The 21799-nt window shown below is 70.9% G+C and carries 18 protein-coding genes; 10 read left to right on the forward strand and 8 right to left on the reverse strand.

What is annotated here, in order from left to right; all coding sequences use genetic code 11:
- The first annotated feature begins 231 nt into the window (after window positions 1-231).
- Both OG210_RS06395 and glgB read left to right on the forward strand, forming a co-directional pair.
- Window positions 232-1674, forward strand: a complete 1443-nt coding sequence (locus OG210_RS06395) for a maltokinase (protein WP_328331611.1) — start codon at window positions 232-234, stop codon at window positions 1672-1674.
- Entirely contained in the window at window positions 1671-4025 is a 2355-nt protein-coding gene (gene glgB / locus OG210_RS06400) for a 1,4-alpha-glucan branching enzyme (RefSeq protein ID WP_371535239.1), read from the forward strand. The genes OG210_RS06395 and glgB overlap by 4 nt, the downstream gene beginning before the upstream one ends.
- A gap of 52 nt (window positions 4026-4077) precedes the next feature.
- Here glgB and OG210_RS06405 read toward each other — a convergent pair whose 3' ends face one another.
- The 4 genes from OG210_RS06405 to OG210_RS06420 all read right to left on the reverse strand — a co-directional run bounded on the left by OG210_RS06405 (window position 4078) and on the right by OG210_RS06420 (window position 8956).
- The gene (locus tag OG210_RS06405) at window positions 4078-6327 is read right to left on the reverse strand and encodes a helicase (RefSeq protein WP_371540200.1); all 2250 of its coding nucleotides are present in this window, start codon (window positions 6325-6327) and stop codon (window positions 4078-4080) included.
- A 198-nt stretch (window positions 6328-6525) separates the two neighbouring features.
- Entirely contained in the window at window positions 6526-6858 is a 333-nt protein-coding gene (gene trxA / locus OG210_RS06410) for a thioredoxin (RefSeq protein WP_328331605.1), read from the reverse strand.
- Entirely contained in the window at window positions 6855-7283 is a 429-nt protein-coding gene (locus OG210_RS06415) for a MerR family transcriptional regulator (protein WP_328331603.1), read from the reverse strand. Before OG210_RS06415 ends, trxA begins: the two co-directional genes overlap by 4 nt.
- A gap of 80 nt (window positions 7284-7363) precedes the next feature.
- The gene (locus OG210_RS06420) at window positions 7364-8956 is read right to left on the reverse strand and encodes an MFS transporter (RefSeq protein WP_328331601.1); all 1593 of its coding nucleotides are present in this window, start codon (window positions 8954-8956) and stop codon (window positions 7364-7366) included.
- A gap of 163 nt (window positions 8957-9119) precedes the next feature.
- On the opposite strand from OG210_RS06420, the gene OG210_RS06425 reads away from it, so the two are divergent.
- Window positions 9120-9734 (forward strand): TetR/AcrR family transcriptional regulator, encoded by a 615-nt coding sequence (locus OG210_RS06425; RefSeq protein WP_328331599.1) that lies wholly within the window; start codon window positions 9120-9122, stop codon window positions 9732-9734.
- Window positions 9735-9743: 9 nt separating this feature from the next.
- On the opposite strand, the gene OG210_RS06430 is transcribed toward OG210_RS06425, so the two are convergent.
- The 3 genes from OG210_RS06430 to OG210_RS06440 form a co-directional block, all read right to left on the reverse strand.
- The gene (locus tag OG210_RS06430; RefSeq protein ID WP_328331597.1) at window positions 9744-10406 is read right to left on the reverse strand and encodes a hypothetical protein; all 663 of its coding nucleotides are present in this window, start codon (window positions 10404-10406) and stop codon (window positions 9744-9746) included.
- 100 nt (window positions 10407-10506) lie between these two features.
- Window positions 10507-11535 carry an alcohol dehydrogenase catalytic domain-containing protein gene (locus OG210_RS06435; protein ID WP_328331595.1) on the reverse strand — a complete coding sequence of 343 codons (1029 nt, stop codon included), beginning with the start codon at window positions 11533-11535 and terminating at the stop codon, window positions 10507-10509.
- Between the two features lie 282 nt (window positions 11536-11817).
- A complete protein-coding gene (locus OG210_RS06440) occupies window positions 11818-12411 on the reverse strand; it encodes a TetR/AcrR family transcriptional regulator (RefSeq protein WP_328331593.1) in 594 nt (197 codons plus the stop codon).
- 93 nt (window positions 12412-12504) lie between these two features.
- On the opposite strand from OG210_RS06440, the gene OG210_RS06445 reads away from it, so the two are divergent.
- Window positions 12505-13725 carry an alpha/beta fold hydrolase gene (locus OG210_RS06445; RefSeq protein ID WP_328331591.1) on the forward strand — a complete coding sequence of 407 codons (1221 nt, stop codon included), beginning with the start codon at window positions 12505-12507 and terminating at the stop codon, window positions 13723-13725.
- Window positions 13726-14008: 283 nt separating this feature from the next.
- Window positions 14009-14587, forward strand: a complete 579-nt coding sequence (locus OG210_RS06450) for a DNA-3-methyladenine glycosylase I (RefSeq protein WP_328331589.1) — start codon at window positions 14009-14011, stop codon at window positions 14585-14587.
- Window positions 14588-14616: 29 nt separating this feature from the next.
- On the opposite strand, the gene OG210_RS06455 is transcribed toward OG210_RS06450, so the two are convergent.
- Entirely contained in the window at window positions 14617-16044 is a 1428-nt protein-coding gene (locus OG210_RS06455; protein ID WP_328331587.1) for a cation:dicarboxylate symporter family transporter, read from the reverse strand.
- Window positions 16045-16224: 180 nt separating this feature from the next.
- Between OG210_RS06455 and OG210_RS06460 the strand changes: the two genes are divergently transcribed.
- The 5 genes from OG210_RS06460 to OG210_RS06480 all read left to right on the forward strand — a co-directional run bounded on the left by OG210_RS06460 (window position 16225) and on the right by OG210_RS06480 (window position 21719).
- Window positions 16225-17802: an ATP-binding protein gene (locus OG210_RS06460; protein ID WP_371535244.1), complete on the forward strand. Its 1578-nt coding sequence runs from the start codon at window positions 16225-16227 to the stop codon at window positions 17800-17802.
- Window positions 17799-18473, forward strand: a complete 675-nt coding sequence (locus OG210_RS06465; protein ID WP_328331583.1) for a response regulator — start codon at window positions 17799-17801, stop codon at window positions 18471-18473. The genes OG210_RS06460 and OG210_RS06465 overlap by 4 nt, the downstream gene beginning before the upstream one ends.
- Before the next feature lie 143 nt (window positions 18474-18616).
- Window positions 18617-19984, forward strand: coding sequence for an extracellular solute-binding protein (locus OG210_RS06470; RefSeq protein ID WP_328331581.1), 1368 nt, complete (start codon window positions 18617-18619; stop codon window positions 19982-19984).
- On the forward strand, window positions 19981-20874 hold the full coding sequence (locus OG210_RS06475) for a sugar ABC transporter permease (protein ID WP_328331579.1): 894 nt from the start codon (window positions 19981-19983) through the stop codon (window positions 20872-20874). Before OG210_RS06470 ends, OG210_RS06475 begins: the two co-directional genes overlap by 4 nt.
- On the forward strand, window positions 20874-21719 hold the full coding sequence (locus tag OG210_RS06480) for a carbohydrate ABC transporter permease (protein ID WP_328331577.1): 846 nt from the start codon (window positions 20874-20876) through the stop codon (window positions 21717-21719). Before OG210_RS06475 ends, OG210_RS06480 begins: the two co-directional genes overlap by 1 nt.
- The last annotated feature ends 80 nt before the right edge of the window (window positions 21720-21799 follow it).

The raw sequence follows: 21799 nt of genomic DNA on the forward strand, positions 1-21799 counted from the left end.
GCCGCTCCGTCCCGGGCACCCTCACTGGTACCGCGGCACCAGCACCCGGCCCACTGAGCCCTGGGGCCTTTCGTTTGGATCAGGCCGGGCTCGTCCATCTGGTCCATCCTCACCCGCACAGTCCCGCACAGCCGGATTCCCGCCCCCATTGCGTTCAGCATGGGAGGCGACCCCACGCAATCCGGGACACTCTGCGCATCGTGTGGTGTGCCCGGGAAAGGACGCGATGCCATGTCCAAGGCTGCATCCACCCGGAACAGCGTGCGCTCCGCCGGGTCGTCCGGCCCCCTCCGCCTCCTCGACTCGCTCGCCCCCCTGCTGCACGAGTGGCTGCCCAGACAGCGCTGGTTCGCGGGCAAGGGGCGGCCCGTCACCGCCTTCTCGCTGGTCTCGGCCACCGAACTGCTGCCGGTCGGCGCGGCTCCGGGGCTGCTCCATCTACTGGTACGCGCCGAACAGGACTCCCCCGCCCCCGCCCATTCGACCGGCGACTGCTACCAGTTGCTGCTCGGCGTACGGACCTCGCTGCCGCCGCGCCTCGCCGCCGCGCTGATCGGCCGGGCCCGCACCGGACCGCTGGCCGGGTCCGTGCTGTACGACGCGCTGCTCGACCCGCGGCTGACCGGGCTGCTCATGGAACGGCTGCGCGCGCCCGGCCGGATCGGGGCGCTGCGCTTCGACCGCGACCCCGAAGCGGAGATTCCCGCCGGGCTGCCCGCACGGCCGCTGGGCGCGGAGCAGTCCAACACCTCGCTGGTCTATGGCGATACGTTCATCCTGAAGGTCTTCCGCCGGGTCCACCCGGGGTCGAACCCCGATCTGGAACTGCCGCTCGCGCTGGCCCAGGCCGGCTGCACCCGGGTGCCCGCACCCGTCGCCTGGTACGAGACGACGGAGCCCGAACCCGCCACGCTGGGTGTGCTCCAGCCGTACCTCGCGGGGTCCGAGGACGGCTGGCAGCTGGCCCTGCTCGCGCTCACCGACGGCCACGACTTCGCGGCGGGCGCGCGGGCGCTGGGCCGGGCGACCGCCGAGGTGCACGGGACGCTGGCGTGCGCTCTGCCCACCGCGGTGCTGCGCAAACAGCAGATACAGCATCTCGCCGCGGAGATGACGGAGCGTCTGGAGGCCACGGCCCAGGCCGTGCCCGCGCTCGCGCCCTACGTGGCGGGGCTGCGCACCGCCTTCGACGCGCTCGCCGACCTGGGCCACGCCGGCCGCACCTGGGCCGCCCAGCGCATCCACGGCGATCTGCATCTGGGCCAGAGCCTGCGGGCCAGGGACGGCGAGTGGTCCGTCATCGACTTCGAGGGCGAACCGGCCCGCCCGCTGGCCGAACGCACCCGCCCGCAGCCGGTGGTCCGCGATGTCGCGGGGATGCTGCGCTCCTTCGACTACGCGGCCCGCACCCACCGCCCCTGGTCCCCGAAGTGGGCGACCGGCTGCCGCGACGCGTACTGCGAGGGGTACGCGTCGGTGGCCGGCGCCGACCCGCGCGCGGAGCCGGAGCTGCTGCGCGCGTACGAGACCGACAAGGCGGTGTACGAGGTCCTCTACGAGGCCAGGAACCGCCCCGACTGGCTGCCCGTACCGATGGCCGCGATCGAGCGGCTGTCGCTTCCCGAACCCCCCGTTTTCCGTGCGTCGAAGCTGCCGAGGAGGCCGCCCCAGTGACCGCCCGTCCCCCGTCCCGCACTCCGTCGCCCGCCGAGCGCGAGCCCGCACCGACCGCACCGACCGCACCGACCGCACCGACCGCACCGACCGCACCGACCATGGATACCGCAGAGCCCGCAGCCGTCCTGCCCTCCCAGCCGGCGCCGGCCGGAGGTGCGCGGCCCCCGGAGACGCTCGGCGCCGGGGACCGCGAGCGGCTGCTCAGCGGCGGCCACCACGACCCGCACGCACTGCTCGGCGCCCATCCGGTCAGCGGTGGCATCGCCGTCCGGGCGCTGCGGCCGTACGCCAGGGCCGTGACCGTGGTCGCGAAGGGGCTCCGCGCCGAACTGCACGACGACGGCCAGGGTTTCTTCTCCGGGCTACTGCCGCTGCGCACCGTGCCGGAGTACGCGCTGCTCGTCACCTACGACGACAGCGAGATCGAGCTCCAGGACCCGTACCGCTTCCTGCCCACCCTCGGTGAGCTCGATCTGCATCTGATCGGCGAGGGCCGCCACGAGGAGCTGTGGAAGGCGCTCGGCGCGCAGCCGATGACCGTCCAGGGCGTCACCGGCACCCGCTTCACCGTCTGGGCACCGGACGCGCGCGGGGTACGGGTCAGCGGGGACTTCAACTACTGGGACGGCGCCGCGTATCCGATGCGTTCGCTCGGGTCGTCCGGTGTGTGGGAGCTGTTCGTGCCGGGCGTCGGCGAGGGCGCGCTCTACAAGTTCGACCTGATGCGCCCGGACGGCAGCCACACCCTGCGCGCCGACCCGATGGCACGGCGCACCGAGGTGCCGCCCGCCACCGCGTCGGTCGTGACGCAGCCGCACCACCGGTGGCAGGACCAGGAGTGGATGGCGCACCGCGCCGACCGGCCGGTCCATGAGGCACCCATGTCGGTGTACGAGGTCCATCTGCCGTCCTGGCGGCCGGGTCTGACGTATCGCCAGCTGGCGACGCAGCTCCCGGCGTACGTACAGGACCTGGGTTTCACGCATGTGGAGCTGATGCCGGTGTCCGAGCATCCCTTCGGCGGCTCGTGGGGGTACCAGGTCACCGGTTTCTACGCGCCGACGTCCCGGATGGGTACGCCCGACGACTTCCGGTATCTGGTGGACGCTCTGCACCGGGCGGGTATCGGCGTTCTGATGGACTGGGTGCCCGCGCACTTCCCGAAGGACGACTGGGCGCTGGCGCAGTTCGACGGGCGCCCGCTGTACGAGCACTCCGACCCGGCCCGCGCGGAACACCCCGACTGGGGCACCCTGGAGTTCGACTACGGGCGCACCGAGGTCCGTAACTTCCTTGTCGCCAACGCCACTTACTGGTGCGAGGAGTTCCACATCGACGGACTCCGGGTGGACGCCGTCGCCTCGATGCTCTACCTGGACTACTCCCGCGAGGAAGGGCAGTGGACGCCGAACGAGCACGGCGGCCGGGAGAACCCGGACGCGGTGGCCTTCCTCCAGGAGATGAACGCGACCGTCTACCGGCGCAACCCCGGCGTGGTGACGATCGCCGAGGAGTCGACCGCCTGGGACGGTGTCACCCGCGCCACCGACCAGGTCGGCGCGGGCGGCTACGGCGGGCTGGGCTTCGGGCTGAAGTGGAACATGGGGTGGATGCACGACTCGCTGGAGTACGTGGCCAAGGAGCCGGTGCACCGCAAGTACCACCACAACGAGATGACGTTCTCGATGGTGTACGCGTTCAGCGAGAACTACGTCCTGCCCATCTCGCACGACGAGGTGGTGCACGGCAAGCAGGCGCTGGTCTCGAAGATGCCGGGCGACTGGTGGCAGCAGCGCGCCACGCACCGCGCGTATCTGGGCTTCATGTGGGCCCACCCGGGCAAACAACTCCTCTTCATGGGGCAGGAGTTCGCACAGGGCGCCGAGTGGTCGGAGGCGCACGGCCCGGACTGGTGGCTGCTGGACCCCTCGTACGGTGCGGCGCACGACCACCGCGGGGTACGGGACCTGGTGCGCGACCTGAACGCGGTGTACACGGCGGCCCCCGCCCTGTGGCAGCGCGACACCGACCCGGGCGGCTTCGCCTGGGTGGCGGGTGACGCGGCGGAGGACAACGTCTTCGCGTTCCTGCGCTACGACGCGCACGGCGCCCCGCTCCTGTCGGTCTCCAACTTCTCGCCGGTGGTGCGGCACCAGTACCGGCTGGGGGTGCCGGAATCGGTGCCCGAGTGGCACGAGGTGCTCAACACCGACACCGGGCTCTACGGCGGTGGCGACATCCGCAACACGGATCCGCTGAAGCCCGAGCCGGTGCCGTACCACGGGCGCCCGTCCAGCATCGGGCTGACGCTGCCGCCGCTGGCGACGGTGTGGTTCAGGCCGGTCTGAGACATGAAGGTGCGGCGGCGTGCAGGTCACACGCCGCCGCACCTCCTCCGTGTCACGGGCGGAGATCCGCCGCGCCGCTGAGGCAGTCCGGCAGTGCGCCGCCGCTGTGCACGATGCCGGCCCGCTGGGTGGCCCGGGTCAGGGCCACGTACAGATCGCTCGTGCCGCGCGGCGAACCGGTCAGGATCAGGCCGGGCTCGACCACGATCACCGTGTCGAACTCAAGCCCCTTAGCCTGCCGGGGGTCGAGCAGGACGACGGGCCGGTGCAGGTCCGGCTCGCCGTCGTCGACGTCCGGGAGGACGGCGGCCAGTTCCCGGTGGAGCACGGCAGGGGCGATCACCGCGAGCCTGCGCTCGTCGGCGCGCTCGTCCGCGACGGCCTCGGCCACGGCGCCGGGCAGGTCGTCAGCGGCCCGCACCCACGGCGCCACCCCGGTGGAGCGGATGGAACGCGGCGGCCGGAACGTCGGGTCCGCTGCGCTCGGGACGGCCGCCGCGACCTCCATGATCTCGGCGGGGGTGCGGTAGTTGATGCCGAGGCGCACCTGCTCGTAGCGGTCCTCGACGTACGGGGCGAGCATCGTCGCCCAGTCGCCCACGCCGCCCGGCTCCGCGGTCTGGGCCGGGTCGCCGACCAGCGTCATCGAGCGGGTCGGGGAGCGCCGCATCAGCAGCCGCCACACCATCGGCGACAGCTCCTGCGCCTCGTCCACGATGATGTGCCCGAAGGCCCAGGTGCGGTCGGCCGCCGCGCGTTCGGCGGCGCTGCGGTGGTCGGCCTCCTCGTGGCGCTCGGCCATCCGCTCGGCGTCGATGATGTCGTGCGCCGCGAGCAGTTCGGACTCCTCGTCCTCGAACTCGAAGGACTCGGAGCCCAGCGACAGGTCGAGGACGCCCTGGGCGAACGCGACCTGCTCCTGACGGGCGGCCTCGGCCGCCGCGCGTACCGCGGAGTCGTCCTCACCGAGCAGTTCGGCGGCCTCGTCGAGCAGCGGGACGTCGGCCGCCGTCCAGTCGCCGCTCTTGCGGCGGATGGCGTCCGCGTCGGTGTCCGGCAGGTGCACCGGGTCGGTGAGGTAGTCGGCGACCACCTGCTGCGGGGTGAGGGTGGGCCACAACTCCTCGATGGCGGCGTGCACTTCGGGGCTGGACGCGACGCCCTTGCTGATCTGGGCGAGATCGTCGGGGCCGAGGAAGTTGGGCCCGCCGTAGGGGTCGGCGCCGAGCCGGTCGGCCAGCTGCGCGGTCAGGTCGTCGATGATCCGGAACGCGAAGTGCGGGCGCGCCAGATTGTGCGGCAGCAGCGTCGAGCGGGCCCGCTCACGGGCGGCGTCGGCGATGGTCCAGTCGAGCAGCAGATCGCCGTCGTCGTGCGGGATCACCAGCGGCCTGCCGGGCTCCGGCGTGCGCTGGAGATCGCGTACGAAGGCGGCCAGCGCCTCCGCCATCTCCGTACGCCCCTTGACGGCGGCGGCCGCCGGGGTGTCCGTGCCGGTGGCGGTCACGCCGGGGAAGAGCTCCGCCGGTGTGGCGAGCAGCACGCCCGTCTCGCCGAGCGAGGGCAGCACCTCGCCGATGTAGCCGAGGAAGGCCGGGTTGGGGCCGACGACGAGTACGGCGCGGCGGGCGAGCTGGTCGCGGTGCGCGTAGAGGAGGTACGCGGCGCGGTGCAGGGCGACCGCGGTCTTGCCGGTGCCGGGGCCGCCCTCGACGACGAGGATCCCGTGGTGCGGGGCCCGGATGATCTCGTCCTGTTCGGCCTGGATGGTCTGCACGATGTCGTGCATCCGGCCGGTGCGCGCGGAGTCCAGGGCCGCGAGGAGCACCGCGTCGGCGTCCGACCCCTCGTGTCCGGTCCGCTCGGTGTCGGTGAGGTCGAGGATCTCGTCGTGGAGCGCGGTGACGGTCCTTCCCTCGGTGGTGAGGTGCCGGCGGCGGCGCAGCCCCATCGGGGAATGTCCGGTGGCGAGGTAGAAAGGCCGCGCGATCCGCGCGCGCCAGTCGATCACCAGTGGGGTGCGTTCGTTGTTCTCGTCGGCCTCTTCGCGGATTCCGATACGGCCGATGTGGTAGCGGGATCCGTCGGTGAAATCAATACGGCCGAAGCAGAGTCCGGATTCCACCGAATTCAGCGCACTGAGCAGCCCGGACCGTTCGGCGACCAGCACATCGCGCTCGACACGCGCCTGCAGCCCCTTGCCCACCTGGGCGAACGAACCCTGGACGGCGGCTTCTGCGCGCTCCCGGAGCGCGTCCAGCCGCTCGTAGAGCCGTGAGACGAATTGCTGCTCGTTCTGCAATTCCTCGGTTGACAATGCAGCTCCTGACGCGATACGGTGCCGTTATAAGATTTCCTCTTGCTTTGCTCTGCGCAGAGACAAGAAGCTCCTACTGTACGCGCCGCAATACCCCGGACGTCAATTCGCCCGGGGTATTTTTGTGCTGTGTTTTCCGTACCGGGCGCCGACCCCCGTTCGCAACCTGGCACGACCACCGCGTCAGAGCACGTCGGCGAGTTCCTGGAGCAGCCGCCGCTTCGGGCGGGCACCCACCATCGACTTCACCGGCTCCCCGTCGCGGAAGACCATCAGTGTCGGCATCGACAGCACCCCGTACCGGACCATCACCTCCGGATTGCTGTCGACGTCGAGCTGGACGACCTTGAGGCGTCCGGCCTCCTCGCCCGCCACCGCGCTCAGCACGGGCGCGAGCTGCCGGCACGGCCCGCACCAGTCGGCGGTGAACTCGACCAGGACCGGCAGTCCTGCCGCGAGCACCTCGGTGTCGAAATCGGCGTCGGTCACAGTGTCGACGCCCTCTGCCTGGATCATCTCCGGTGTTCCTCCCACTCGTCCCACTCGTCCCCGTCGGACATTTCACAGCGCGGCTCCGGGCCGCCCGGCAACTCCGCCTCGGCGCGGGCCAGTTCCGCCCCCACCTGTCGGCGGACCCCCTGGAGCTGCCCGATCAGCGCGTCCAGTTCGGACAGCTTGCGCCGGTACACGGCGAGCGAGGCGGGGCAGACGTCACCGGCCGGGTGGCCGGCGCGCAGGCACTCGACGAACGGCCTGGTCTCCTCCAGGTCGAAACCGAAGTCCTGGAGCGTCCTGATCTGCTGGAGCAGCCGCAGATCGTCCTCGTCATAGGTGCGGTAGCCGTTCACCGCCCGCCGTGCGGGCAGCAGTTCCCGGGACTCGTAGTAGCGCAGAGCACGGGTGGTGGTGCCGGCCCGCTCCGCCAGCTCGCCGATTCGCATGCCTTGACGGTAATCCTTGACGTCGGCGTCAAGGCAAGGGCGAATCCGGCGGCCGGGCCGTACCGGGGTGTCCTGATACCTCAGGCCGCGGTGGTCACCGGCTCTTCCGCCGGTGCCGCCTCCGGCTCCGTACGCCGGCCGCGGCCCGGGATCAGGACGGCGACCAGCACCGTACCCACCCCGAGGATCACCGCGCCGACCAGGCTGGTGTGGGCGACCGCCTGCGAGAAGGCGCTGTTCACCGCGTCCACCAGGGCGTGCGCCTGCTCGGGCCCGGCCTTGGCGCCGACCTTCTCGGCGACCGCGAGCCCGGCACCCACCGAGTCCTGGGCGGTGCTCAGCGCACCGGCCGGCAGCTTGCCGCCGACCGCGTCCGCGAGGTGCGAGGAGTACGCGCCGGAGAGCACCGAGCCGAGAATCGCGATGCCCAGCGAGCCGCCCAGCTCGATCGAGGTGTCATTGACCGCGCCGCCGACACCGAGTTCGGACTCCGGGAACGCGCCCATGATCGCGTCGGTGCACGGCGAGAGGGCGAGGCCGATGGCCAGGCCGAGCAGGACCAGGGGAAGGACGAACTCCCCGTATCCCGAGCCCGCGTCGATCCGGGTGAGCAGCGCCAGCGAGGCCGTGCCGCCGACCATGCCCGCGGTGACCGTGACGCGCATCCCGAGCCGGGGCGTCAGGATCCCGGTCAGCGCGGAGCCGACGAAGACCGCACCGGCCAGCGGCAGCATCCGTACCCCGGTCTCGAAGGCGTTGAAGCCCAGGACGAACTGGAGGTGCTGGGTCAGGTAGTAGAAGGCGCCGAACACGGCCAGGAAGAAGAGCGCGACGGCGAGATTCGACCCGGCGAACCCCCGGTCGAGGTAGCGCCGTACGTCGAGCACCGGGCGCGGGTGCCGCAGCTCCCACAGCACGAACACGACGAATCCGGCGCCCGCCACGACGGCGGCGGTGACGGCCTTGGCGCCCCAGCCGAAGTGCGGACCTTCAATGATCATGTAGACGAGGGCGCCGACGGAGACCACCGAGAGCAGCCCGCCCACGTAGTCGATCCGGCCGTGGTGACCGGCCTTCGACGGGGGTACGAGGACGAAGGCGCCGATGATGGCGAGCACCGCGATCGGCACGTTGATCAGGAACGTCGAGGCCCAGCCGTGGTGCTGGAGCAGCGCCCCGGCGACCAGCGGTCCTGCCGCGATGGCGAGCCCGGCGGTGGCCGTCCACAGGACGATCGCCTTGGCCCGTTCGGCACGCGGGAAGCTCGCGGCGAGCAGTGACAGCGTGGCGGGCATGATCATCGCCGCGCCGATCCCCATGACCGCGCGGGCCGCGATGACGCCCGTCGCACTGCCGACCAGCGACCCGGCGACCGCTCCCCCGCCGAAGACGACGAGCCCCAGCACCAGGGCACCACGCCTGCTGTACTTGTCGCCGATGGCGCCGAGCAGCAGCATCAGTGCCGCGTACGGGACGGTGTAGCCGTCGATGACCCACTGGAGGTCCGCGCTGCTGAGCCCCAGGTCGCGCGTCATGTCGGGGGCCGCGACCGTCAGGGCGGTGTTCGCCATGACGATGATCAGCAGGCTCAGGCAGAGCACCAGCAGCGCCCACCAGCGGCGCCGGTACGGCCCTTCCATCTCCGCCACCGGTTGCTTCACCACGAGATTCATGACGTCCCACCACTCCGATCCACTGACACACGCCTGCTGGCGCATGCCCGCCGGCGCAGGCCCACTGGCGCGCGCCGCCTCACACATCGACTTGCACATCTTTGTGCAATTACACACTGCTGTGCAATTTAGCGCGCTTCCCGGCGCGGTGCAAAATGGGCCCGTGACTTCCGGACGAGCAGACGCCAACCGCCGCCGCATCCTGGATGTGGCGCTCACCGAGCTGCTGCACGACCCGGACGCCTCGATGGACCAGATCGCGCGCGCGGCCGGAGTCGTGCGCCGCACGGTGTACGGCCACTTCCCGAGCCGCGAGGCACTGATCGCCGCACTCGTCGACAACGCGACGGCTGCCGTGATCGAGGCCCACGCCACGGGCCGCGAAGGCGTCAGCGACCCCGCCGAAGCACTGGCCCGCGCGACACTGGCGGTCTGGGAGATCGCCGACCGCTACCGGCTGCTGGTCGCACTGGCTCAGCGAAGCGTCACGATGGCGGGCATCAAACAGCGCCTCACCCCGGTACGCGAGATCTGCACGGCGCTGATCCAACACGGCCTGGACGAGGGCGCGTTCACCTCACCTCTGAGCGCCGCCGCCCTGTCGTACGTCCATGAGCAGGCGCTGTTCGGCCTGATGGAGGCCGTCAACGAAGGGGCCCTCCCGGCGGAGGAGGGCGGAGCGGCGGCAGCCAGCACCCTGCTGATGACAGCGGGCGTACCGGCATCACGGGCGGCCACGGTGGTGCGCGCGGCGGTGGGGCGGGGAGACGGGGCGTGAGGGCCTCCGTCAGAGGACCATGGGGATCAGCAGCGACGGCAGCTCCCCGGCCTGGACAGCCTCCTGGTCGATGGACAGTTCGCAGTAGTTGCCGACGGCAGTGAACACAGCCGGGAAGAGCTTCTCCCGGTGCTCCTCGTAGTACGCCGCCACGATGGCTGCGTCCGTGTCCCCAATGGACGGGAAGACAGCGCCCGCTGCGTGAAGTGCCGCATCCAGGGCGGATCCCTGGCCGGCACCCTCCCCGAATTCGGCCCGCCAGACACACCCGTCACCGGGCGCATGGATGACCGTCCTCGGGGGGCACTCCCAGTTGAGCGTCACACAGACGACCTCCTCCGGGCCGGGCCGCATCGACTCCACCTCCCGGTATCCGGTGGACCAGGTCGCCATGCCCCAGTCCTCCAGCACGTACACCCAGTCCCCGCACGTCCCGTACATGACGGGGTTGATGTGGGGCAAGGCCCTGCCCCGCCGGTCCACCGGCAGGGCGAGATCCTTGTACGGGGTGCGCTCCGCAAGCTCGTCGAGGTCGGCGCCCAGCGCGATGAGGAACTCGTCCGCGTCGACGCCGCGGGCGCAGGTCAGCGATATCCCTCCGAGCATTCCGGACACGGAGGCGGATCTGTCGGTGGTGCTGTGTGCGCCTATCCAGGCGATCCCGTTGGACATGCCCGTCACAGTAATGGCGGATCAGGCAACGTTTGCTCGGTTCATGACTGTGGCTGAGCACGGCAGTCGGCCGCGAAGACGCTGCCTGATCCGAGAGGTTCTAGCGGCCCGTGGTGAGCACCATGCGGAAGCGTGCCGAACCCGACAGCATCCTGGTGAACGCCTCGTCCGCCTCCTCCAGTGGTGCCTCCTCGGTCCACGAGCGGACTCCGGTCTGCTCGGCGAAGCGCAGGGTGTCCTCGGTGTCCACGGCGGTGCCCGACGCGTGGCCGTAGACCTTCTTCGTGTCGGTGATGAACTGCAGGCCGGTGAAGGTCATTTCGTCGGGGGTGGCCCCGACCACGATGAGTTCGCCCCGCCGTCCCAGACCGTCGAAGGTCTCCGTCATCGCCGGGCCGTGGGTGACCGTGGCGAGGACGACCTTCGCGCCGCCCAGATTCTGCAGCGCGTCCGGGACGTTCCCGGCCGTGCTGTCGATGTAGTGCCTGGCCCCGAGGCCGTGCGCCAGCTTCGCCTTCTCCGCGCCACGGGCGATGGCCACCGTACGGAACCCCATCTTCGACGCGAACTGCACACCGAGGTGGCCCAGTCCGCCGATTCCGAGGATCGCGACCAGGTCGCCCGGGCCGGCCGCGCTGCGCCGCAGCGCGTTGAAGACCGTGACGCCCGCGCAGGCCAGCGGGGCCGCCTCGACGGAGGTCAGTGCGTCGGGGACGCGGGCCAGGGCGACCGCCGGTACGACGACCGTGTCGGCATACCCGCCGGGGTAGGCGGCACCGGGAATCTCCAGCCGGTCGCAGTTGACGCCGTCGCCCTCCCGGCATGCGTCGCAGTAGCCGCAGCTGCCGCCGTACCAGCCGACGGCGACCCGGTCCCCGGCCTCCCAGCCCTCGACACCCGCGCCGATCGCATCGATCCGGCCCGCGATCTCATGGCCGGTGGTCACGGGGAACGTCACCCCGGGCAGCATTCCGCCGGTGATCATCGCGTCGGAGTGGCAGATCCCGCACGCCTCCACCGCGATCCTGACGCGGCCAGGTCCCGGTTCCGGGAGTTCGGTCCGTACGAGCGTGAAGGGGCCGCCGGGCTCGGTGACCTGCATGGCGCGGGATGTGGGCGTGGATGTCATGGGGCCTTCCTTGCCTTCCGCGAGGTGGGGGTACGACGACTGCTCGGGGGCGTCGGTGGGCGTCGGTAGGCGTCGGCGTTGCGTCCGCCCCTCCCAGTGTGGGCATTCCGCGTCATATCGGCACGCGCGCCGGACGGCGTGGCTCCGTGCTGCGCGTTTTACCAGGTCAGCGGAGGTGCACGGGAGGGGGAGCCGGGTGTGAGCCGCCGAGATGGCTGTCACCACCGGGGTATGGGAGCGCCCCGGCGGACGAGAGCCGGCCGGTGGCTTTTCGCCCGCGTCTCACTCTCCGGTGGCGGTGCGCAGGCGTAGCAGGCGGTCGACCAGTTCGTCGGTGTAGGCGGGGGTGAGCGGGCCCGTTCCGAACAGGGCGCGGATGTACAGGGGGGACAGGATGAGATCGAGCACGTGGAGGACGTCCGGCGGGTGTTCGCCCCGGTCGCGGGCCCGGTCGAGCATGGCCTGCAGCTGGCTGGCGCGTTCCGCGAGGAACGCGTCGCGGGCCTCCAGGCCCGGCCGTCCCGAGTTGGACAGGGAGATGGCCAGGCGCAGTATCGCCATCCCGTCCGGCCCGGCGACATCGCGGGCGACGGTGGCCGCGTAGGTGCGCAGATCACCCTCCAGGCTGCCGGTGTCGGGGGCGGGAGAGGTGACGGCGAGCCGGGTGGAGGCCACGTCCGAGAGGAGGGCTTCCAGGTTTCCCCAGCGGCGGTAGATGCTCGTGTCGGCCACGCCCGCGCGGGTGGCGACATCACCGACGGTGAAGTTCCCGTATCCACGGTCGCCGACCAGGTCCGCGACCGCCTGATGCACTGCCGCGCGGACGCGGGCCGCACGGCCACCGGGCCGGCGGGCCGGCTCTCGTTCCTTCTCCATGCCCTCACCTTAACGCAGCCAGGAGTTGCGTTTGCCGTTTCGGTGACCCTACAGTGCCGCTAAACGCAGCCATCAACTGCTTTAGGAGTCCCAGTGGAGCCCCTGTTCTTCCCGCACAACCCCTCGTTCTGGTTCGAGACGCTCCGGGCCTTCGGCCACATCACCTACGGTGGCGCCGACTTCGGCGAGGTCGTGGTGACCACTCAGCGGATCACCGCCGGCGACTACGACAGCTGGCACGACGAGTGGCTCGCCACCGCCGACAGGGTGGCCGATGAGGGACGTACGGCCCTGGCCGGCGGTCACCGTGTCAGCGCCCGGGACGCCTTCCTGCGCGCTTCGAACTACTACCGAAGCGCCGAGTTCTTCCTGCACGGCGATGCCACGGACCCGCGCATCCTGCACGCGTACGACGCGTCGGTGAGGTGTTTCCGCCAGGCAGCCGCGCTGTTCACCCCGGCCATCGAGCCGGTGGAGATCCCCTACGAGAACACCACACTGCCCGGGTACCTGTACCGCGCCGACGACTCGGGCGCCGCCCGGCCGACCGTGGTCATGTTCAACGGATTCGACGGCACGGCCGAGGAAATGCACTTCGGCGGCGCCGCAGCGGCAGTCGAGCGCGGCTACAACGTCCTGTCCTTCGACGGCCCCGGCCAGCCGGGCACCCGCCACCACCACGGCCTGGTGTTCCGTCCCGACTGGGAGAACGTGGTCGGCCCCGTCCTCGACCACGTCCTCGCCCGCCCCGAAGTCGATCCCGCCCGGACCGCCCTGCTGGGCAACAGCATGGGCGGCCTGCTCGCGCCGCGTGCCGCGGCATTCGACCACCGCCTCGCCGCAGTCATCGCCCTCGACGGTGTCTACGACCTGGGCGACCTGTCCGCCGGCTTCCTGTCCCTCGACCGCACCGAAGCCGAACGGCGGCTGCGCGCCGGCCACGACCCCGAGCTCGACTCCGCCGTGGCGGCGGCCGTGGCCCGCGACCCCAAGATCCGCTGGCTCGTCGGGCAGGGCATGTACGTCATGGGCGCCGACACTCCGCGCGGGGTCTTCGCCGCCTTCCTCGACTACCACCTGCGCGACGGCGTCGCCCAGAAGGTCACGTGCCCCACCCTGGTGTGCTCGGCCCAGGACGACGTGTTCTTCGAGGGCCAGCCCGAACTGCTCCACTCGCAGCTGACCTGCCCGAAGACGCTGCTGGAGTTCACCGCCGAACTGGGCGCGGACGCGCACTGCCAGGCCGGCGCCCAGCGCCTGGCCTTCGCCCGCGTGTACGACTGGCTGGACGACGTCATGGCCGAAACCGCCTGAGCCCGTCCCGCCGTTCCAGTCCCCCGGCCGGTCCGCGCAGCCGTCAGGGTCTCCCGGCCCGTTCGCCGCGCCCCCGGGCGGCCGGTCCGGCGGGCCCGACCCGGCCTGTGCGGGCCCGACCCGGCCTGTCCCGCACCGCGCGCCTTCCGGACGCGACGGACCCGGAGAGTTGTCAGTGGTGGGTGGCAGCATGTGAACCGACCGCCTGTCCGCACTCCGCGACCCGACCGCACGCCCCGACCCGACCGCACCCGTATCCCGACCGCGCCTCCAGGGAATCCGTATGAAGCACGCCGAACACCGCTGCGTCTGGGCGGACAGCTCCGAGCTGATGGCCGCCTACCACGACGAGGAGTGGGGCCGTCCCTCGCACGACGACCGCTATCTCTTCGAGTTCCTCGTCCTGGAGGGCGCCCAGGCCGGGCTCTCCTGGTCGACCGTGCTCAACAAGCGGGCCAACTACCGGCGGCTGCTGGACGGGTTCGACCCGGTACGGATCGCCGGGTACGACGAGGACAAGCTGGCGGAGCTGCTCGGCGACCCGGGCATCGTACGGAACCGGCTGAAGGTCGCCTCGCTGGTCAAGAACGCCCGGGCCTTCCTCGCCGTACAGAAGGAGTTCGGCTCGTTCGACACGTACCTCTGGCAGTGGACCGACGGGAAGCCGGTCGTCAACCGGCCGGGGCCCGGCGACCCTCTTGCGACCAGCACCGAGCTCTCCGACCGGATCAGCAAGGACCTCAAGCGGCGCGGCTTCACCTTTGTCGGCACCACCATCGTCTACGCCTATCTCGAAGCCGTGGGCGTCGTCGACGACCACTGGACGGGCTGCCCGGCAGCGGTCGCGCCACTGCCGGGCTGAGCCGCCCCCGCGGCTGCCGCACGCGGGTGTCAGGCCCGGGGCGCCGCCTCCTTGCCGCCCTCCCGGGACACGGGCACGGGTACCTCCTGCGGCTCCCGGGATCCGTCGCCCTCTCCGTCACGGCCAGCACCGGCACCAGCAGCGCCATCGGCCTCAGCGCCCTCCGGCCGGTCGTCCATCAGCGTCGCCTCGTCGAACGGCAGCCGGCCGGACAGCACCTCCGCCGCCCGCGCCTTGTCGATCTCCTTCGTCCAGGTGCCCACCAGCACCGTCGCGACCGCGTTCCCCGCGAAGTTCGTCATCGCCCGCGCCTCACTCATGAAACGGTCGATGCCCACGATCAGGCCGACCCCGTCGACCAGGTCCGGGCGGTGCGACTGGAGACCTCCGGCCAGCGTGGCGAGGCCCGCGCCGGTAACACCCGCCGCGCCCTTCGACGCGACGATCATGAAGAGCAGGAGCGAGATCTGCTCGCCGCCGCTCAGCGGCTTGTCCATCGCGTTGGCGACGAAGAGGGACGACATCGTCAGATAGATCGCGGTGCCGTCGAGGTTGAAGGAGTACCCCGTCGGGACCGTGATCCCGGCGACCGGCCTGCTCACGCCCAGGTGCTCCATCTTCGCGATCAGCCGCGCCAGCGCCGACTCCGACGACGAGGTCGAGAGGATCAGCAGGAACTCGCGGCCCAGGTACTTCAGCAGCATGAAGATGTTCATGCCGGCGATCAGCCGCAGCAGCGCGCCGAGCACGACGAAGACGAAGAGCGCGCAGGTCAGATAGAAGCCGATCATGATGACGGCCAGCGACTTCAGCGCGTCGACGCCGGTCTCGCCGACCACCGCGGCCATCGCGCCGAACGCGCCCACCGGGGCCGCCCACATGATCATGGCGAGGATCCGGAACACCAGCCGCTGGATGTGCTCGATACCGCGCAGCACCGGCCGCCCCGCCGGGCCGATCGCCTGGAGGGCGAACCCGCAGAGCAGCGCGATCAGCAGGGTCTGCAGGACCTGGCCCTCGGTGAAGGCGGAGACCATCGTCGTCGGAATGATCCCGAGCAGGAAGTCCGCGGTGGAATCCCCTCCGCCGGTGGCCTGCGCGGCGCCCGCGTGCCGCACCGCCTCGGTCAGATGCAGCCCGGAGCCGGGCTCCAGCACGTTCCCGACGACGAGGCCGATGGCGAGCGCCACCGTCGACATCACCAGGAAGTAGCCGAGTGCCAGACCGCCGACCGCGCCGACCTTGGCCGCCTTGCGGACCGAGCCGACTCCCAGCACGATCGTGCAGAAGATGATCGGCGAGATCATCATCTTGATGAGATTCACGAACCCGGTGCCCAGCGGCTTGAGTTCGACGGCGACCCCGGGTGCGGCGAAGCCGACCACGATGCCGAGCACCACCGCGGCGATCACCGCGAGATACAGATAGTGCGTACGGTCCCGCTTCTTTGCGGACACGCTTGCCTCCTCGTACAGGTCTGGTCCAGGTCCGGTACAGGCCCGGGCCAGGTCCGATCCACGTCCGATCCACATCCCTGACCATCCCGGTGGATCCCCGCGACTCTCCAACAGCCTGTGACCGCGGTCACCCTTGCGTGCATTTCGTTCACACATTTCGCAGCGTGCAGACTGTCGGCCATGCACATACGCACCCCACGGCCCCGCAGCCTGGCCGGCCAGCTCTTCGCGATGCAGGTCGTGCTGGTCGCGGTGATCGTGGCCGGGTGCGCGGTGTTCAGCTATGTGTCGGACCAGCGCCAGGCCCGGGACGCCGCCCGGCGCCAGGCCACCGCCGCCGCGACCGCCGTGGCGCTCTCCCCCTCCGTGCGCCGGGCGACCGTCTCCGACGACCCGTCGGCGGTGCTGCAGCCGTACGCCGAGCAGGTGCGCCGCTCCACCGGAGTGGCCTTCGTGACGATCATGGACGTGCACGGGATCCGCTGGACGCACCCCGACCCGGCCCGGATCGGTGAGCACTATCTGGGCCACACCGCGGAGGCGCTGCACGGCAGGACGTACGCCGAGACGTACACCGGCACGCTCGGCCCGTCCGCCCGGGTCGTCACCCCGATCCGGGCCGACGGCAGCGCGCACGGCAAGGTCACCGGCCTGGTCAGCGCGGGCATCACCGTGGACCGGATCGACGCGCAGCTCCAGGCGCAGGTGAGTGTGCTGCTCTGGTTCGCGGGGGTCGCCCTCGCGCTGGGCGGCATCGGCACGTACGTCATCAACGCGCGGCTGCGCCGGCACACGCACGGGATGAACCCGGCCGAGCTGAGCCGGATGCACGACTACCACCAGGCCACCCTGCACGCCGTACGGGAGGGGCTGCTGATGCTGGACAGCGGCCGCCGTATCGCGCTCATCAACGACGGCGGCCGGGAACTGCTGGGGCTCAGCGGCGACGTGGTGGGCCGCAGCGCCGCCGAACTGGGGCTGCCCGCCCCGCTCACCGGGCTGCTGCTCGCCGACGGGCCCCGGGTGGACGAGGTGCATCTGACCGCCGACCGGGTCGTGGTCGTCAACAGCCGTCCGGTCTCGTCGGGCGAGCACCGGGGCACGGTGGTCACCCTGCGCGACCGCACCGAGCTGCAGGCGCTCGCCGGCGAGCTGGACTCGGAGCGCGGCTTCACCCAGGCGCTGCGCGCGCAGGCCCATGAGGCCGCCAACCGGCTGCACACGGTCGTCTCGCTGATCGAGCTGGGGCGGGCCGCGGAGGCGGTGGAGTTCGCCACCGGTGAGCTGGAGCTGGCGCAGACCCTCACCGACCGGGTGGTGGGCGCCGTGGACGAACCCGTGCTGGCCGCGCTGCTGCTCGGCAAGGCGGCGCAGGCCAACGAGCGCGGGGTCGAACTCGTGCTGGCCGATGACAGCGTCCTGGACGACGGGCTGCTGCCCGCCCGCGACCTGGTCACGGTCCTCGGCAACCTCATCGACAACGCGGTCGACGCCGCCCAGGGCAGCGACGGCGCCCGGGTCACCGTGACGGTGCGCGCCGCGGACGGCGAGCTACTGATCCGGGTCATCGACACCGGACCCGGCGTCACCCCTGGCGACGACGTCTTCCGGCTCGGCTGGTCGACGAAGAGCACCGGCCGGGGCCTCGGCCTGGCCCTGGTCAGGCAGACCGTCCAGCGAAGTGGGGGTACGGTCACGGCGGCGGGCTCCGAGTTCGTCGTACGGCTGCCGGTCCGACAGGAGGTGACCCCGGCGTGATCAGAGTGCTGGTGGTCGAGGACGACCCGGTCGCGGCGGACGCGCACGAGCTGTACGTGGGCCGGGTGCCCGGATTCACGGTGACCGGAAAGGCCCACTCCAGGGCGGAGGCCGTGCGGATCCTGGACCGCGCCCCCGTCGACCTGCTGCTGCTCGATCTGCATCTGCCCGACGGCCACGGCCTCCAGCTGGTCCGCTCGCTGCGCACCGCGGGGCACACCGCTGACGTCATCGCGGTGACCTCGGCGCGCGATCTGGCCGTCGTACGGGAGGGGGTCTCGCTCGGTGTCGTGCAGTACGTGCTGAAGCCGTTCACCTTCGCCACCCTGCGGGACCGCCTGGTGCGGTACGCCGACTTCCGGGGGGCGGCGGCGGGCGAGGCCAGCGGCCAGGAGGAGGTGGACCGGGCGCTCGCCACCCTGCGTACGCCCGAACCGGCCTCGCTTCCCAAGGGGTTGAGCGCGCCGACGCTGGAGGCCGTGACCCGCACGCTGCGGGCGGCGGCCGGCGGGACCACGGCCACCGCGACCGGGGAGGCGGTCGGTATCTCGCGGATCACCGCGCGCCGCTATCTGGAGCATCTGGTGACGACCGGCCGGGCCGAGCGCCGTCCGCAGTACGGGCAGATCGGGCGGCCGGAGCTGCAGTACCGCTGGCTGAGCAGCCCGTAGCGGCGCGTACCGGCCTTTCGCGCGGCGCGGCAACCAGCGGCTCAACAACGTTGTCATGCACGGGCATTGACCTTGAATTGCGGGCCGCCATACCTTCGCCGGGCAGCCGCTGACCGCGGTTCGCGCCAGAGGAGGTCGTGCCAGTGCGCCCCACCGCCCCGCTCATCCTCGCCGCCGCAGCCACCGTTCTCGCCGCGGGATCGCTCACCGCCTGCGGCAGCGGATCCGGCAGCGATCCAGACACCGTCAAGGTCGTCTACAACCGGTCGACGGACAACAACGTCCGCTTCAAGGACAAGTTCCTGCAGTCCATGAAGAAGCAGTTCGAGAAGGCACACCCCGGCAAGAAGATCGAACTCGTCCCCATCCAGGCGCCGGACGACGACTACGCGACCAAGGCGCAGCAGATGATGCGCTCCCCCAGGACGGCGCCCGACCTGGTCTACGAGGACACGTTCCGGATCAACTCCGACATCAAGGCGGGGTATCTGCGCCCGCTGGACGACTACCTGGCGAAGTGGCCGGCCTGGAGCCATTTCGTGGACACCGCGAAGTCGGCGGCGAAGGCCGGGGACGGGAAGACGTACGGCGTCCCGGACGGGACGGACACCCGCGGACTCTGGTTCAACAAGGACCTGTTCGCCAAGGCGGGGCTGCCCGCCGACTGGCACCCGAGGACCTGGGCGGACGTCCTGGACGCCGCCCGCACCATCAAGAAGAGGCTTCCGGGCGTCATCCCGCTGAACGTCTACACCGGCAAGGCGCCCGGCGAGGTCGCGGTGATGCAGGGCTTCGAGCCCCTGCTGTACGGGACCGGCGACAACCCGCTCTACGACCCGGCGGCGAAGAAGTGGGTCGCCGGGGGCAAGGGCTTCAAGGACGCGCTCGACTTCGTACACACGGTGTACGGCGAGAAGCTGGGCCCCGACCCGTCGGACGCCCTCGATCCCAACATCAGCACGACGGTGGGCACCGAGTGGCTGCCGCAGGGGAAGCTGGCCATCGATCTGGACGGCTCCTGGCTCGGGCAGTTCTGGCTCGCCAAGGGCACCAAGACGTGGCCGCAGTGGAGTACGACGCTCGGGCAGGCGCCGATGCCCACCCAGCACGGGCAGGCGCCGGGTGAGGTCTCGATGTCCGGCGGGTGGACCTGGGCGATCCCGCAGAAGTCCAGGAACGCCGCGCTCGCCTGGGAGTTCCTGCAGCAGATGCAGCAGAAGGAGAACGCCGTCCAGTGGGATGTGGCCGACGCGCAGATCGCGGTGCGCGACGACGTGGCGGCGGACCCGAAGTACCTGAACTCCATGCCGGGCATCAAGTTCTTCACCTCCCTGGTGAAGAACACCCACTACCGGCCCGCGCTGCCCGTCTATCCGCAGGTGTCGTCCGCGATCGGCGAGGCCCTGGAGTCGGTGACCACCGGTGACTCGACCCCGGCCGGTGCGGCGAAGTCGTACGACGACCAGCTGAAGTCGGTCACCGGCGGCGCGGTCGTCGACAGGACCGGATGAGCACCGCGAGCCGGACGAGCACCGTGACGGGAGGGCGGCGGCAGCCGGTCCGCTGGCTGCCGCTGGCCCCCGCCACGCTTCTGCTGGTGCTCTTCCTGGCGGGGCCCATCTGCTACTGCGTCTACATCGCCTTCACCAATATGCAGCTCACCGGCTCGTCCCATACGGATTTCGTGGGCCTGGCCAACTTCCGGCGGGCGCTCGCCGACGCGCGGTTCCGCAACGCCGTGTGGCTCACGCTGGTCTTCACCTTCGTCTCGTCGGTCGTCGGCCAGAACACGCTGGGGCTGGCGCTGGCCGGTCTGATGCGCCGCGCCTCGCGCACCGTCCGCACGCTGACGGGTGCGCTGGTCATCACGGCCTGGGTGCTGCCGGAGATCGTCGCGGCCTTTCTGCTGTACGCGTTCTTCCGCCGCGAGGGCACGCTCAACGCGGTGCTGGGCTGGCTCCATCTCCCGGGCCAGAACTGGCTGTTCACCCTGCCGATCCTCGCCGTGTCGTTCGCCAACGTCTGGCGCGGCACCGCCTTCTCGATGCTCATCTACTCGGCGGCGCTCGCCGAGATCCCCCAGGAGATCACCGAGGCCGCCGAGGTGGACGGCGCGAGCGGCCGGCGTGCGGTGTGGCACATCACGCTGCCGATGATCCGGCGTTCGATCGGCACCAATCTGATGCTCAACACCCTGCAGACGCTCTCGGTGTTCGGACTGATCTGGGCGATGACCCGCGGTGGCCCCGGCGACCGCAGCCAGACGCTGCCGGTCTTCATGTACGACCAGGCGTTCACCAAGAGCCTCATCGGCTACGGCACAGCGGTGGCGCTGCTGCTGCTCCTGGTGGGGTCGCTCTTCTCGGTCGTCTATCTCCGGCTGATGAAGGTGGAGGTCTGATGCGCCCGGTCCACACGGTGCTGACCCGCCGCACCAGGCGCAGGCTGGCCGCTGACGCGGCGCTGCTCGTGGTCGCCGCCGCGTTCGTGCTGCCGCTCGCCTGGCTGGTGCTGGCCTCGTTCGACACCGGGGCGAATCTGCGCGTACGGGTGCCGCCGTCACCGACCCTGGACAACTTCTCGGCGGTCCTCACCGACGAGATCACCTTCACCCCGATGCTCAACAGCCTGGTGCTCTGCGGCAGCGCGACGGTGCTGACGGTGGTCTGCGCGGCTCTCGCGGCGTATCCGCTCTCCCGCTACCGCTCGCGGTTCAACCGGCCGTACCTGCTCACGATCCTCTTCTCGACCTGTCTGCCGATCACCGCGGTCATGGTCCCGGTGTACGGACTCTTCGTCCAGGTCAACCTGATCGACACGATGTACGGCACCGCCCTCTTCCTCGCCACATCCCAGCTCCCGTTCGCCATCTGGCTCATGAAGAACTTCATGGACGGCGTACCGAAGGTGCTGGAGGAGGCGGCCTGGACCGACGGGGCGTCCATGGCGCAGACTCTGCGGCGGGTGGTGCTGCCGCTGATGGGGCCGGGGGCCACGGTCGTGATGATCTACACGTTCATCATGCTCTGGGGGAACTTCTTCGTCCCGTTCATGCTGCTGCTCAGCCCGGACCAACTGCCCGCGTCCGTCACGATCTTCACGCTCTTCGGCAACTACGGATCGGTGGCCTACGGTCAGCTGGCGGCCTTCTCGATCCTCTACTCCACGCCCGTTCTGGTGCTCTACATCCTGATCTCACGGCGGCTGGGCGGCGGCTTCGCACTGGGAGGGGCCGTCAAGGGGTGACCGGCGGCCGGGTGCGGGCGCCCGGCGTGCCCGCACCCCCGTACCTTTCTCCACATATCAAGACTGTGTGAACAAACCGT

The sequence above is a fragment of the Streptomyces sp. NBC_00466 genome (assembly GCF_041433995.1).
In the GTDB taxonomy this organism is placed as follows: domain Bacteria; phylum Actinomycetota; class Actinomycetes; order Streptomycetales; family Streptomycetaceae; genus Streptomyces.

What these genes read in the sequence shown, in the direction of transcription:
- OG210_RS06480 (WP_328331577.1), top strand. Translation starts at nt 20,874, where the DNA reads ATGCGCCCGGTCCACACGGTGCTGACCCGCCGCACCAGGCGCAGGCTG.
- OG210_RS06395 (WP_328331611.1), top strand. Translation starts at nt 232, where the DNA reads ATGTCCAAGGCTGCATCCACCCGGAACAGCGTGCGCTCCGCCGGGTCG.
- OG210_RS06475 (WP_328331579.1), top strand. Translation starts at nt 19,981, where the DNA reads ATGAGCACCGCGAGCCGGACGAGCACCGTGACGGGAGGGCGGCGGCAG.
- OG210_RS06440 (WP_328331593.1), bottom strand. Translation starts at nt 12,411, where the DNA reads ATGGAGAAGGAACGAGAGCCGGCCCGCCGGCCCGGTGGCCGTGCGGCC.
- trxA (WP_328331605.1), bottom strand. Translation starts at nt 6,858, where the DNA reads ATGATCCAGGCAGAGGGCGTCGACACTGTGACCGACGCCGATTTCGAC.
- OG210_RS06450 (WP_328331589.1), top strand. Translation starts at nt 14,009, where the DNA reads ATGAAGCACGCCGAACACCGCTGCGTCTGGGCGGACAGCTCCGAGCTG.
- OG210_RS06430 (WP_328331597.1), bottom strand. Translation starts at nt 10,406, where the DNA reads ATGTCCAACGGGATCGCCTGGATAGGCGCACACAGCACCACCGACAGA.
- OG210_RS06460 (WP_371535244.1), top strand. Translation starts at nt 16,225, where the DNA reads ATGCACATACGCACCCCACGGCCCCGCAGCCTGGCCGGCCAGCTCTTC.
- OG210_RS06435 (WP_328331595.1), bottom strand. Translation starts at nt 11,535, where the DNA reads ATGACATCCACGCCCACATCCCGCGCCATGCAGGTCACCGAGCCCGGC.
- OG210_RS06415 (WP_328331603.1), bottom strand. Translation starts at nt 7,283, where the DNA reads ATGCGAATCGGCGAGCTGGCGGAGCGGGCCGGCACCACCACCCGTGCT.
- OG210_RS06420 (WP_328331601.1), bottom strand. Translation starts at nt 8,956, where the DNA reads ATGAATCTCGTGGTGAAGCAACCGGTGGCGGAGATGGAAGGGCCGTAC.